This window comes from Kitasatospora sp. NPDC059795, assembly GCF_042732175.1.
In the GTDB taxonomy this organism is placed as follows: domain Bacteria; phylum Actinomycetota; class Actinomycetes; order Streptomycetales; family Streptomycetaceae; genus Kitasatospora.
The window spans coordinates 176,014-188,737 of the sequence record NZ_JBHWID010000013.1 but is presented as its reverse complement, the minus strand read 5'-3'; the positions used below and the strand labels follow the sequence as shown (position 1 = coordinate 188,737).

The window sequence follows — 12,724 nt, the reverse complement described above, 5'->3', positions numbered from 1 at the left end:
TCACGGCCTCGCGTCGAACACCGCGGCAGCGTAGGAGCCGCCGTAGGCGAAGCTGGAGAGCAGCAGGCGTCCGGCGGGGGCGTCGCCGGCGAGGGCGGCGACCAGGCCGAGGGCGCCGGCCGAACCGTAGGTCTCGCCGAGCAGGGCCTTGGGGGTGACCGCGGGGCGGTCGGCGAGGCCGGCCAGCGCCAGGGCGCGGGACTGGGCGACGTCCACCAGGCGGTAGCCGGAGGCGGCGGAGACGACCGTGTCGATCTGCTCGGGCGTGGAGTCGGCCTCGGCGAGGGCGGAGCGCAGGGCGCGGGCCCAGGCCTCGCCGTCGCGGCCGATCCGTCCGATGCCGGCCGGTTCGCCGGAGGCGCCGAAGCCGCGCACGTCCGCCAGGACGCTCGCGCCGCGGGCGGCGGCGGAGGCCTCGGACTCCAGCAGGATGGCGGCCGCGCCCTCGGAGAGCACGGTGCCGGTGCCGCCGCCGGGGACCACGTGCGGGGTCTTGGCGTATCCGGGCAGCCGGGCCTGGGTGGCCAGGGCCTGCTCGGGGAACTCGTCGGCGACCACGACCATGATCCGGTCGGCCATGCCGCGGGCGATGACCCGGGCGGCCAGCTGGAGCGCGAGGACGGAGGAGGTGCCGCCGTTGGCGATGGTGGCGGTGTAGCCGCGGTAGCGGTGCAGCATGCCGACGTGTCCGGCGGCGGCGTTGACGACCGTGTTGGCGAAGGTCGCCGGGTTGGCGCCGGTGATGCCCTTGGTGAGGACGCCGTGGTGGAAGTCCAGCACCGAGGTGACCGGGCCGTAGCCGGTGGCGAACACGATGCCGGTGCCCTCGGCCTCGGCGCGGGACGGCTTGCCGTGCCGCTCGTACAGGTCGCCGACGGCGCCGGCGGCGAGCACGCCCAGCGGGTCCATCCGGCGGGCCTTGCTGGGGTTGAGGCGCTTGGCGACGGCCTTGACGTCGATCCGGCCGATCGGGCGCTCGCCGATGCCGGCGACCTGCTCCAGGGTGTCGAAGCCGACCCGGCCGGCGGCGAGCGCGGCGGTCAGTTCGGCGGTGGAGGCGGACGAGCCGGCCAGGCCGGCCACGCCGGTGACCACCACGTGGTGCACGGGCTGCGTGCGCCGGGCCGAACGGGCGGGCCGGCCGGGCTTGTTGAGGACGACGGTGGCGTTGTTGCCGCCGAACGCGAAGGAGTTGGAGGCGACCACTTCCAGCGCCGCGGGACGCCCGGCGTTCGGGACGATGTCCAGTCCGAACGGGGAGTCGACGCCGCGGGTGCTGAGCGTCGGCGGGATGACGCCCCGGTCGATCGCCATGGTGGAGACGATCGCCTCGACCGCGCCGGCCGCGCCCAGGGTGTGGCCGAGCATCGACTTGGTGGAGCTGGCGGGCGGCACCTCGGCGCCGAACAGCAGCTTCACGGCCTTGGGCTCGGACACGTCGTTGGCGGGGGTGCCGGTGCCGTGCAGGTTGACGTAGTCGACGTCCTCGGGGGCGAGGCCGGCGGTCTGCAGGGCCTGGGCCATCGCGGCGGCCGCGCCCTTGCCGCTCGGGTCGGGGGCGGTCTGGTGGTAGCCGTCGCAGGAGAGGCCGTAGCCGCCGAGTTCGGCGAGCGGGGCGGCGCCGCGTTCGGCGGCCCGCTCGGCGGACTCCAGGACCATGAAGCCCGCGCCCTCGCCGAGGGTGAGCCCGGTGGAGGCGGACATCGGCGCGCACGGCTCGGGGTCGAGCGCGCCGAGGGCGGAGAACCCGTACGCGGAGAGCTGGGCCAGCGGGTCGACGCCGCCGCAGATGACGTAGTCGACCTCGCCCTTCCAGAGCAGTTCGGCGGCGTAGCCGAGGGCGACGGCGCTGGCCGCGCAGGCGTTGGAGAGCACCACGCGGGGGCCGCGCAGGTCGAACTCGGCGGCGATGAAGTCGCCCACGCACGGGAGTTGGGAGCCGGCGGCCTGGACGGCGTCCAGCACGCCGTCCTTCACCAGGCCGCGGTGCACGTTCTCCAGGGTGGGCATCGCGCCGAGGCTGGAGCCGACCACGACGGCGACCCGGTCGCGGTCCACGGTGTCCAGGTCGAGGCCCGAGTTGCGCAGCGCCTCGCGGATCGCGGTGGCCGCCAGCGCGTAGCAGCGGTCCAGGTCGTCCGGCTGCTCGGCGGTGACCATGCCGGCCCAGTCGGTGAGCAGCTGGGTGGTGTCGAACAGGGTGTTGGTGCGGATGCCGGAGACGCCCTGGGAGATGGACGTCCAGCTCTTCTCGACGTCGTCGCCGGCGCCGGTGATCAGGCCCAGGCCGGTGAGGGCGATGCGTTCGGTGGTCTTGGTCATCAGTGGATCCGGGTGGTCAGCGAGGCGGCGATGACGCGGGGCTGGGTGACGGTGCGGACCGGGGTGCCGGCGCCGTCGGTGTCGGCGGCGGAGAGCTCCAGGCCGGGGACCCAGAACGGGGCGTCCAGCAGGGCGACGATCAGTTCCTCGTCGGCGTTGGCGGACGGGGCCTGCCAGATGACGGTGCCGACCTGCTGCCCGCCGGCGGTGACCGGGGTGCCGGCCGTGAAGGCGGCGCCGGCCGGGGCGGCCAGGGCCGTGATCTTCGCGTTCTCGGAGGTGGGCTTGACCAGCTCCTCGGAGCCGAGGAACTCGCCGATCCGGTTCCAGTCGACCATCCAGGCCAGGTCGGCCTCGTGCACCGGCAGGCCGGCGAAGCCCGCGGCGTAGACCGCCATGCCGGCCTCGGCCTGGACCCGGGCCAGGCCCTCGGCGCCGACCTCGGCACCGCCCTCGGCGGCCACCGCGTCGACGGCGGCGGTGTGGCCGGCCTCGGGGGCGTTGGAGAGCAGCAGGTAGCCGTACTCGCCGGTGGTGCCGACGCGGGCCAGGTGGGCCAGCGCGGCGGGCTCGCCGGGGACGTTGGCCTCGGTGACGCCGTGCAGGGTCAGGCCGGAGATGTCGAACTCGACGAACGCGGCGGCCGCGGCCCAGGCCTTCGGGCCCTCGAACGCGGTGGCGCCCCAGCCCTCGGGGGCGACCTCGACGGTGACGTCGGACGGAGCGTCCAGCGCCTCCAGGTAGCCGGTCAGGGCGTCGATCGAGACCGGGGTGCGGGGCAGCAGCCAGGAGTCGTCGCCGATCTCGAAGTGCAGCAGGATCGCGAACGGCGAGCCGTCCTGGTTCAGCGCCAGCGCCTCGCGGACGGAGTCCGGCTCGACGTACTCGCTGGACTTGGCCAGGAACAGGTCGAGGAACTCGTAGCGGTCGCCGCCGGAGATCCGGACCAGCGGGGCGGTGATCGGGTAGACGCCGATGGCGGTGCGGACGGTGGTGTAGTCGTCCTGCGCGGTGCGCACGGCAACGGTGGTGGTCATGGCTTCGGTGGTCCTTTCGAGGGTGTTCACGGGGTGTCAGATCGCAGGTGCGGGGTGGACGGACAGCTGCCAGGCGGCCTCGGTGGCGGCCGTCGCGCAGCCGATCAGCAGTCCGGAGGAGGTGGTGCGCAGGACGATCTCCGGCGCGCCGGGCCCGTCGGTGGCGGGCGCGAGGTGCAGCCACCGGCCGCTGGTGAGCCGGACGGCCGCGGCGGACGCCCAGACCTGCCGGAAGGCGGTGGCGTCGAGCTCGTGGCGCTTGCCGGCGGAGTGCAGCACCACGGCGGTGCCCGCCGGGGTGTCGGGGGTGAGCCAGAGCACCGTCTCCTCGTCCGCGCCGGGGGCGTGGACGTCGATCCGGACCGGCTCGGCGGCCTGCTCGGGGGCGGTGACCTCCCAGCTGATCCGCTCCTGCGGGGCGGCCAGGCCGAGCGGGTGCTTCTGCTCCCACTCGTGGACGGTCGGGACGCCCCAGCCGAGGCCGGTGGCGAGCGAGTGCCGGTGGTGCTCCAGGGTGACCCAGGCGCCTGCGCTCCAGCGCGGGTTGCAGCCGAAGGCGCGGGTGCGGGGGGCGGGGCTGCGCAGCACCTTGGTGCCGTTCTCGGTCCAGGAGGTGATCCCGCCGGCGTTCGCCTTGACGGTCACCTTCCGTTCGCCGGTGGCGGGTTCGGCCGCTGCGGTGGTGCGGGGGGTGGTGGTGCGGGGGGTGGTGGCGTGGTCGGCGCCGGTGCGGAAGTCGGTGCGCAGCCGGGCGGTGCCGTCGGCGTCGGGCTCCAGGTGGCGTTCGACCAGGGTGGTGTGGATCAGCCGGACCGGCCCGGCGGCCGGGAGGGAGATCCGGGTGGCGCCGTCGGTCCAGGCCAGGGTGGATCCGGCCGGCGCGTCCTGGGCGGCGGCGACGACCTCGGAGGTGTCGCGGACGCCGATGCCGGTGCCGATCGGGTGCTGGACGGTGACGGTGTCGGGGCCGGTCAGGGCGAAGTCGCCCTGGCGGAGTCCGACGGTCTGGAAGATCCGGCCGGGCCGGGTGGTGTACGTGAACTCCTGCTCCAGCACGCCCCGGTGGAGCGTGAGGGTGCCGGTGACCCGGTTGCCGCCGGTGGTCTCGCGGACCTGGACGCCGTGTTCGACGGGGTGGATCTCCAGCTCGCGGGCCTGGCCTTCGCGCCAGCCGGCCGAGCGGTCGGCCTCGGCGCTGGGCCAGGTGGAGACGAAGACCGGTCCGTGGTGGCCCTCGGCGTGCACGGTGAGGGTGCCTTCGGCGGTGTCCAGTTCGGCGGTGAGGCCGCTGTCGCCGAAGCGGTGCGGCTCGGCCGGCGCCTGGATCCGGACCTCGTACGGCGGTTCGGCGATCTTCAGCGGGCGGGTGGCGCCGTCGGGGGTGGTGAGCGCCGCGTCCAGCATCAGGCCGCGGTCCACGTCGATGGTGGCGTCGAGCTTGAACTCGCCGAGGGCCAGAGCGTAGGCGACGGTGCGGATTCCGTCCACCACCCGTACGTCGGAACGGAGTTCGTCGTCGCGGCCGCCGGCGACGTTGCCGAAGCTGCTGAGCTGGCCGAGCGCCGCCAGTGCCTCGGGGTCGAGGTCGTGGAAGACGCTGCGCAGGATCAGCGGGATGTAGTTGTGCAGCTCGACGTTGCCGTCCTCGCCGGGGACGGTCTCGCCGACCGACACGCAGCCGACCCGCCGGTACAGCTTGAAGGCGACGGTGTTGGCCGGGTTGACGGTCAGGCGGAGCACCAGGCAGCCGCAGCGCATCATCCATTCGACGGCTTCGGTGAACAGCCGTCCGGTGATGACGCCGTTCCGGTAGGCCGGGGCGACGAAGAACATGTCGGCGATGAGCTCGCCGGCCCGGGCGGAGCGGCGTCCGGTGCTGTGGAACAGCCCGAAGGTGCCCACCACCCGGCCTTCGTCGACGGCGATCAGGAACGTCGCGGTGTCGCGTTCGGCGAGCTCCCGTTCGAGTTCGTCGCCGGTGATTCCGCCCGCCACCGGGTTGGGGTTGTCGCGGTGACGGTTGTACAGCTCGGCGATGTCATGCGCGTCGCCCTCCTGGTACGGGCGGATCGTGATGGACATTCCACACCTCCTTGTCTGCTCTGGTCCGAGGGGCGACCGGGGTCAGCCCTTGCGTTCGGTGGTGACGATCAGCGAGCCGGCGGCGGCGAGTTCGGTGCCGACGGAGGCCCGGACGGAGACGGAGCGCAGGCCGCCGAGCTTCTGGCCGAGCTTGGCGTCCAGGGTGAGCTGGTCGCCGGGGACGACCAGCCGGGAGAACTTCATCGAGCTGATCGAGCCGAGGTAGCCGACGCTCGACGACGGGTCGCCCTCCGCCGACGCCGGAGCCTCCAGCAGCTCGGCGACGTAGACCACGGCGACCAGCTGGGCCATCGCCTCGACGATCATCACGCCGGGCATGATCGAGTGGTCGGGGTAGTGGCCGGCGAAGAACGGCTCGTTCACCGAGACGCTCTTGATGCCGCGTCCGGAGACGCCGGGGACCACGTCGTACGCGCGGTCGATCATCAGCATCGGCCAGCGGTGCGGCAGCATCCGCTTGATGTCGTCGGAGGAGTAGGCGAAGGTCTTCGGCTTCTCCTTGGCGACCGGCCGGGTGGGTGCGACGGCAGTGGCCACGGTCAGACCTCGCGGGCTTCGATGAAGTCGACCAGGGCGTTGATGGAGCCGAAGGCCTCGAAGTCGTCGTCGCTGATCAGCACGTCGTACTCGTTGTTGATCATGACGACGATCTCCAGGGTGTCCAGCGAGTCCATCTCCAGGCCGCGGCCGAACAGCGGCTGGTTGTCGGAGACGACCTCGGCCTCGGCGTCCAGGCCCAGGCGGTCGATGATCATCGACTTGATCTTGAGGTTCTTCTCCAGGCGCTGCTCGGCCTGGGTCCGGACGTCCTCGAAGGTGGCGGTGGACATGATGTGCCTTTCCGTTGGGAGTTGATGGAACGTCAGTTCGATGCGGGGGTCAGCTGTAGAGCATCCCGCCGTCGACGGTGAGCACCTTGGCGGTGATGTACGAGGCCGCCGGGCTGGCCAGGAAGACCGCCGCCTGCGCGACCTCCTCCGGGGTGCCCATCCGTCCCAGCGGGATCGCCGCCGCGGCCTCCTTCAGCTGGGCGCGGGGCACCTTCTTCACCATGTCGGTGTCGATGAAGCCCGGGGCGACCACGTTGACCCGGATGCCCTTGGGGGCGCCCTCGTAGGCCAGGGTCTTCGCCATCGCGATCACCCCGCCCTTGGAGGCGGCGTAGTTGGCCTGGCCGACCCGGCCGGCGATGCCCGAGGTGGAGGCGATGAAGACGATCGACCCGCCGCTCGCGTACATCTGCTTGGTGGCCTCACGGGCGGTCAGGAAGGCGCCCGTCAGGTTGGTGGAGATCACCTCCTGCCACTTGGCGGCGCTCATCGCCGCGAAGTGGCCGTCGGCGGTGATGCCCGAGTTGAGGACCGCGACGTCCACGCCGCCCCAGGCGGTGCGGATCTCCTTGTACATCGCGGTGACCTGCGCCTCGTCGGACACGTCGGCCTGCACCAGCAGCGCCTTGCGGCCGAGGCCCTCGATCTTCTCCGCCAACTGCTCGGCCTTGCCGGCGCTGGAGCGGTAGTTGAGCGCGACGTCGCAGCCGTGCTCGGCCAGGTGCAGCGCGATCGCCGCGCCGATGCCCCGGGAGGCCCCGGTGACGACGGCCCTGGTGCCTTCGGTGAACAGCTGCTGACTCATGCCGCGCTCCCGGCGAGGTTGGAGGTGACCTTGTGGCTGCCCGGGTCGAAGCCGTCGACCTCGGTGCCCAGCCCGCGCTTCTCGGCGAGGTTCAGCACCGCCTCGGCGACCGCCAGGTCGAGCACGCCCAGGCCGAACGGGGCGAACACCACGGTGCGGGCGGCGGGCAGTTCGGCGGTGCCGTCGAGCAGCGCGCCGATCTCGGCGGTGACGAAGCGGCGGTGGCCGGCCTGCTGTTCGGCCTTGTGCAGCGAGGTCTGCTCGCGGATCGCGTGGTCCGCGTCGTCGGTGACGTTGACGGCGCCCAGCACCGAGGCGACCGACAGGTCGCGCAGCGACAGGTGCAGGATCACCTGCCCGTCCGGGCGGCTCGGGTAGTCCGCCAGGTCCAGCCAGTACGAGGAGTCGGTGGTGGCGATCGACACGGTGTCGGCGGTCAGCGCCTGGCCGAGCGTCACGGCCTTGAACTCGACGTCCGGGTACTCGGCGGCGAGCTCCGCGGCGAACACCTTGGCCCGCTCCGGGAAGGCGTCCTGGAGCAGCACGGTCTCCAGGCCCTCGTGCACCTGGGCGAGGAAGTGCACCACCTGGTTGTTGATGGTGCCGCAGCCGACCAGGCCGACGGTGCGGACCTCGCGGCCGGCGTTCAGCAGCCCGGAGGCGAGCGCCGCGCCGGCCGCGGTGCGGACCGCGGAGATCTGGCTGCCCTCCATCAGGGCGAGCGGGTAGCCGGACTCCAGGTCGTTCAGGATGCACAGCGAACTGGCGCGCTGCATACCGCGCTTGACGTTCTCCGGGAAGGACGAGATCCACTTCAGGCCCATCACCGGGGCCGGTCCGCCGAGGTAGGCGGGCAGCGCGATGATCCGCGACTCGGAGCGGTGCAGCGGCCGCAGGAAGGTGGAGAACGGGAGGTCGGACTTGCCCTGGCTGTGCAGGACGTAGGCGTTGCGCACCAGGTCGATGACGGTGGAGTCGAGGTCCGCGAGCGCGGCCCGGACGTCCTCCCGGCCGAGGATTCTCATGACTGGCTCTCTCCGTGGTCGGTCTGCGGCAGGTACTGCCGGAGGTAGAACTCGACCCACTGGTCGTCGTAGATGGTGTCGAGGTAGCGGTCGCCGCCGTCCGGGAGCACGGCGACGCAGGTGACGCCCGGCTCGATCCAGTCGGTGGACTGCTGGAGGGCGGCGATCACCGCGCCGGACGAGCCGCCGGCCAGCACGGACTCCTCGGCCAGCAGGCTGCGGCAGCCCCGGATGCACTCCGAGTCGGTCACCTTGACCACCCGGTCGGCGAGGCCCGGGCGCAGCAGGGCGGGGACGACCGCCGCGCCGTGGCCGGGGATGGTGCGCCGGTGCGAGGACTCCCAGGGCTCCGGCGGGCCGAAGATCACGCTGCCCACGGCGTCCACGGCGACCACCCGGGTGGGCAGTCCCTGGTCCTGGATGAACTCGGCGCAGCCGCGCAGGGTGCCGGTGGTGCCGGCCGCCAGGAACAGGTAGTCGGGGGCGGCGGGGAGCGCCTCCACGATCTCCCGCATGGTGGTGTGGTGGGCCCGCGAGTTGTCCTCGTTGGCGTACTGGTTGGGCCACCAGGCGTCGGGGACGGTGGCCAGCAGGTGCCTGACCCGGCCGATCCGGGCGGGCAGGTACTCGCCGGTGGCGGGGTCGCGGTGTTCGACCACCTCCACCCGGGCGCCGTAGGCCCGCATGATGGCGAGGTTCTGCGGGGTGGTGCGCGGGTCGACCACGATGATCAGGCCGAGCCGGTAGAAGTTGCAGAGCTGGGCGAGCGCGATGCCCAGGTTCCCGGAGGAGGACTCCACCACGGTGGAGACCCCGGGCACGATCCGTCCGGTGGCGATGGCCTGCTCGACCATCGACTTGGCGGCGCGGTCCTTGATGGAGCCGCCGGGGTTGAACCGCTCGCACTTGGCGAAGACCTGGAAGCGGCTCGGCGGGAAGAGTCGGTCCAGCGCCACCAGCGGCGTGCCGCCGATCGTGGCGACGATGTCGGGGTCCGACGGACGGTGCGGGCGGACCCGCAGCCCGGCGCCGTCGGGGACGAGCACGGTCATTCCGGCACCTTTCGGCTGATCTGGAGCCGAAGCTCACTGACGTACTGCTCGCCGTCGGCGTCGGGCAGCCAGGACTCCTCGGGGGCCGGCAGCGGTTCGCTGACGGTCACCCTGGCGTCGGGGTCCGACTGCACCGCCCGGCGGACGAGGTTGGCGAAGGAGAGCACCAGCGTCGGGCTGGTGAAGTCGACCAGGGAGGGCTTCGTCTCCTCGGGGAACTTGACGAAGGCCCGGTCGGGCAGCGCGTTGTCGGTGACCCAGCGGCGCACCGCCAGGTAGTCGCGGCTCCGGTCGGCCTTGGGCGCGAGGGCCACGCCGGTGGCGGGCAGCCGCCAGGTCTCGCGGAACAGCACCAGGTCGTCGAGGGTGACCCGGGGGGCGTGCGGGCGGTCCAGGCCGATCTTGAACGCGTCGCAGGCGATGATCGAGATCAGTACCGCGAGCAGTTCGGAGAGGGTCCGGGTGCGGCCGTCGGAGGTGGTCGCGGTGAGCGTGCCGTCCTGCTCGGTGAGGGTGACGGCGACGGCGGGCTCGATCCGGTCCCGCTGGTCGAACGGGGCGCGGGTGAAGCCGATCAGCCGGTCGCCCGCGCCGATCGGGGCGGGCACCATGCGGCCGCTGTTGCGCTTCCAGCCGACCGGCAGCAGCGGCACCAGCCGCTCGCCGCCGATCGCCCGGTTGACCTTGTCGCGCAGCGAGCCGGCGTCGGCCGTCCAGTCCAGGAACGGCAGGTCGAGGGTGGCCAGGCAGGCGTGCAACTCGCCGAGCACGACCAGGTGTCGGCCACTGTTGACGGCGTCCACCGAGCGGGCGACGATCTGCAGGTCGGGGCTGTGCACGGCGAGGTGCGGGGAGCGCACCGGGCCGGTGGCGAACACCTCCCGGGTCTTCGCGGCGATCTTCTCGACGCTCAGGTCGATCCGGGTGGCGCCCTCGGGCACCTCGCCGATGACCTCGCGCCACTTCAGCGCGAGCTCCCGGACGGCCTGCTGCACGGGGTGGTTGTGCTCGCCCCAGAACAGCGCCAGGGTCTGCGGCCAGACGTCGGCGAGGGTGACGGCGGTGCCGGGGCGCTGCCGGGCGGCGGCCTTGCGGACCAGCTCGACCACCTCGGCCTCGACCAGTTCGGCGAGCCGGTTGCCGAACCAGTCGGCGGCGTCGGCGACCAGGGCGAGCGGGCGGGCGATGCCGTCCAGGAAGTCCCGGCCGAGCTCCATCCGGCAGTCCCGCAGGGTGTCCTGGTAGACCAGGGTGCGGCCGGCGTAGGCCTTGCCCTCCTCGCGGGAGGCGGCCTGGCCGGTGGTCCCCACGAAGTACGCGTCCAGCGCGTCCAGCGCCTCGACCAGCTGCTCGGCGGTCTCCGCCCGGTCGATCTCGCCCTTGTGGCGGGCGAGTTCGGCGAGCACCGCGTCGTAGCGGACGAACAGTTCGGGGTCGCCGATCGCCGAGACGCGGCGGCGCAGCACCTCCTCGGCGCGGACGTCGACCGGGATGTTGGCGTCCCAGCCGAGCACCCGCTGCCGGAGCAGCCGGTTCAGCGCCTTGTCGACGGCCGTGCGGGCGCCGGCGGCGTCCCAGCCGTGGTCGGCGATCAGCAGGTCGGTGATCTGCTCGGCGTTGCGGTCGCCGTCGGCGAGCCGCAGCACCTGCCCCTCCTCGGGGCGGAGCCGGACGGTCTTGCGGTTGGAGAGCACCAACTGCTCGCCGTCCAGGTGGACGTCGGGGCGCAGCATCGGCGGGAACCACCAGCGGGCGCCGGGCTGTTCGGCCATCCAGTCGGCGATTGCGGCGACCGTCCAGCGTTCCAGCGAGGTGCGGGCGGCGGCGACCAGGGCGGGGCCGTGCTCGATGCCGATGGCCTGCTCGGTGCGGCCGACGCCGATCCACGCGCCGGGGCCGAAGAAGCCGATGGTCTCGGCCTTGGCGCAGTAGCGCAGCCAGTACATGGCGAGGGTGCGTTCGCGCTGGCGGCGCTTGGTCTCCTTGCCGCCGGGGGCGGCGAGCGAGTCGAGGATGCGGAAGACGGTGCGGTTCTGCCAGGCGATCGCCAGCCGGAGCTTGGGGTCGGTGGCGAGGGCGGCGAGGCGGGCGGCCTCGGCGTCGACATCGGCGCGGTAGGCGGTGTCGAACTCCTCGGCGGTGGCCTCGCCGGCGGCGAGCCGGGCGGCGGCGGCCGGGGCAAAGGCGCCGCCGATCAGGTCGAGGCCGGAGACCGGGAAGCCGGCGTTGCGGAGCAGTCCGACGCCCCAGACCTGCCAGTCGGAGCCGGCCAGCGGGTGGAGCGGGGCGAAGTCCGCCCAGTCCACGGCGCGGGCGGCCTCGACGGCGGGGGCGGTCATCCCGACACCTCCGCCGACTGTCGTGCCCCGGCGGGGGTTTCGGTCAGCACGGCGGCGAGCCGGGCGATGCCTTCGGTGATCTTCTTGCGGGGCACGTTGCTGAAGCACAGCCGGATGCCGTCGTTGTGCTCGCCGTCGATGGAGAAGTGTCCGCCGGGGACGAAGGAGATGCCGTGGGCGGCGGCGGCCTGCGCGTAGCGGGTGGCGTCGGCGCCGTCGCGGTGGCGCAGCCAGAGGTAGAAGCCGCCGTCGGGGCGCTGCCAGGTCCACGGGCTGTCGGCGCCGAGCTCGGCGTCCAGCGCGTCGGCCATCAGCGTGCAGCGCTCGCGGTAGCTCTCCCGGTAGCGGTCGATCAGCTCGGTCCAGCCGTTGCGGGAGTAGTAGGCGGCCAGGGTGCCCTGGGCGAGGGCGGACGGCGAGAGCGAGATGATCTCGGCGACCCGGGCGAGGTCGTGGCGCAGGTGCTCGGGGGCGGCGATCCAGCCGGAGCGCAGGCCGGGGGCGAAGATCTTGGAGAAGGTGCCGAGGTAGACCACCTGCTGCGGGTCGAGGGCCTGGAACAGCGTGGTGGTGGCGCCGTCGAAGCCGAGCAGGCCGTACGGGTTGTCCTCGATCAGCAGCAGGTCGAGCTCGCGGCAGGCGGTGAGGATCTCGGCGCGGCGCGGCACGGAGAGGGTGGCGCCGGTCGGGTTCTGGAAGGTCGGGTTGACGTACAGCAGCCGGACGGTGCCGCCGGCTTCGCGCAACTCCCGGACGGTGGTGCGCAGTTGCTGCGGGCAGAGGCCTTCGGAGTCCTCCGCCGCGGCGTGCAGTTCGAGGCCGGCGGTGCGGAAGGCGGCGGTGGCGCCGGGGTAGGCGGGGGTCTGCACCAGGATGGTGTCGCCGGGGGCGCCGAGGGCGAGGGCGACGGCGGTGAGGCCCATCTGGGAGCCGCTGGTCGGGATCAGGTTGTCGGCGCTCGCATGGCCGTCCTCACGGGCCATCAGGTCGGCGACGGCGGGCACGAGGGCCTTGGCGACGTGCGGGGTGGTGTACTGCAGGGCGAGCTTGCCGCCGAGGCGGACGAGCCGGGCGAGCTGCTGGGAGATGTCTCCCAGCGGGAGGACGTCCAGGTCGGGCAGTCCGCCCGCCAGGGAGATGACGTCCCCGCCCTTCTCGAACAGCCGGGGCATTTCGGCCGCGGGTCTGGTGTCGGTCCACATGGTTCGGCG

At 73.0% G+C, this 12,724-nt stretch carries 10 protein-coding genes; all 10 read right to left on the bottom strand.

The window, feature by feature from the left end; genetic code table 11:
• From ACFV4P_RS25570 to ACFV4P_RS25525, 10 genes are read right to left on the bottom strand one after another with little or no spacing between them, the layout of a single operon-like run.
• Positions 1–2,322: a beta-ketoacyl synthase N-terminal-like domain-containing protein gene (locus ACFV4P_RS25570; protein WP_380474845.1), complete on the bottom strand. Its 2,322-nt coding sequence runs from the start codon at positions 2,320–2,322 to the stop codon at positions 1–3.
• Positions 2,322–3,359, bottom strand: coding sequence for an aminomethyl transferase family protein (locus ACFV4P_RS25565; RefSeq protein ID WP_380474843.1), 1,038 nt, complete (start codon positions 3,357–3,359; stop codon positions 2,322–2,324). The genes ACFV4P_RS25570 and ACFV4P_RS25565 overlap by 1 nt, the downstream gene beginning before the upstream one ends.
• A gap of 36 nt (positions 3,360–3,395) precedes the next feature.
• Positions 3,396–5,441, bottom strand: a complete 2,046-nt coding sequence (locus tag ACFV4P_RS25560) for a GNAT family N-acetyltransferase (RefSeq protein ID WP_380474841.1) — start codon at positions 5,439–5,441, stop codon at positions 3,396–3,398.
• A gap of 42 nt (positions 5,442–5,483) precedes the next feature.
• Positions 5,484–5,999: a 3-hydroxyacyl-ACP dehydratase FabZ gene (fabZ, locus tag ACFV4P_RS25555; protein ID WP_380474839.1), complete on the bottom strand. Its 516-nt coding sequence runs from the start codon at positions 5,997–5,999 to the stop codon at positions 5,484–5,486.
• A 2-nt stretch (positions 6,000–6,001) separates the two neighbouring features.
• Positions 6,002–6,292 (bottom strand): acyl carrier protein, encoded by a 291-nt coding sequence (locus ACFV4P_RS25550; RefSeq protein WP_035864774.1) that lies wholly within the window; start codon positions 6,290–6,292, stop codon positions 6,002–6,004.
• 49 nt (positions 6,293–6,341) lie between these two features.
• Positions 6,342–7,097, bottom strand: coding sequence for a 3-oxoacyl-ACP reductase FabG (gene fabG / locus ACFV4P_RS25545; RefSeq protein WP_073818476.1), 756 nt, complete (start codon positions 7,095–7,097; stop codon positions 6,342–6,344).
• Positions 7,094–8,122, bottom strand: coding sequence for a 2,3-diaminopropionate biosynthesis protein SbnB (gene sbnB / locus ACFV4P_RS25540; protein WP_380474837.1), 1,029 nt, complete (start codon positions 8,120–8,122; stop codon positions 7,094–7,096). The genes fabG and sbnB overlap by 4 nt, the downstream gene beginning before the upstream one ends.
• Entirely contained in the window at positions 8,119–9,174 is a 1,056-nt protein-coding gene (sbnA, locus tag ACFV4P_RS25535; RefSeq protein ID WP_380474835.1) for a 2,3-diaminopropionate biosynthesis protein SbnA, read from the bottom strand. Before sbnA ends, sbnB begins: the two co-directional genes overlap by 4 nt.
• Entirely contained in the window at positions 9,171–11,513 is a 2,343-nt protein-coding gene (locus tag ACFV4P_RS25530) for a lantibiotic dehydratase (protein WP_380474833.1), read from the bottom strand. The genes sbnA and ACFV4P_RS25530 overlap by 4 nt, the downstream gene beginning before the upstream one ends.
• Positions 11,510–12,715 (bottom strand): PLP-dependent aminotransferase family protein, encoded by a 1,206-nt coding sequence (locus tag ACFV4P_RS25525; RefSeq protein ID WP_380474831.1) that lies wholly within the window; start codon positions 12,713–12,715, stop codon positions 11,510–11,512. Before ACFV4P_RS25525 ends, ACFV4P_RS25530 begins: the two co-directional genes overlap by 4 nt.
• Between the last annotated feature and the right edge of the window lie 9 nt (positions 12,716–12,724).

Coding starts and splice junctions, on each gene's coding strand:
- ACFV4P_RS25570 (WP_380474845.1), bottom strand. CDS start 2,322: ATGACCAAGACCACCGAACGCATCGCCCTCACCGGCCTGGGCCTGATC.
- ACFV4P_RS25565 (WP_380474843.1), bottom strand. CDS start 3,359: ATGACCACCACCGTTGCCGTGCGCACCGCGCAGGACGACTACACCACC.
- ACFV4P_RS25560 (WP_380474841.1), bottom strand. CDS start 5,441: ATGTCCATCACGATCCGCCCGTACCAGGAGGGCGACGCGCATGACATC.
- ACFV4P_RS25550 (WP_035864774.1), bottom strand. CDS start 6,292: ATGTCCACCGCCACCTTCGAGGACGTCCGGACCCAGGCCGAGCAGCGC.
- fabG (WP_073818476.1), bottom strand. CDS start 7,097: ATGAGTCAGCAGCTGTTCACCGAAGGCACCAGGGCCGTCGTCACCGGG.
- sbnB (WP_380474837.1), bottom strand. CDS start 8,122: ATGAGAATCCTCGGCCGGGAGGACGTCCGGGCCGCGCTCGCGGACCTC.
- sbnA (WP_380474835.1), bottom strand. CDS start 9,174: ATGACCGTGCTCGTCCCCGACGGCGCCGGGCTGCGGGTCCGCCCGCAC.
- ACFV4P_RS25530 (WP_380474833.1), bottom strand. CDS start 11,513: ATGACCGCCCCCGCCGTCGAGGCCGCCCGCGCCGTGGACTGGGCGGAC.
- ACFV4P_RS25525 (WP_380474831.1), bottom strand. CDS start 12,715: ATGTGGACCGACACCAGACCCGCGGCCGAAATGCCCCGGCTGTTCGAG.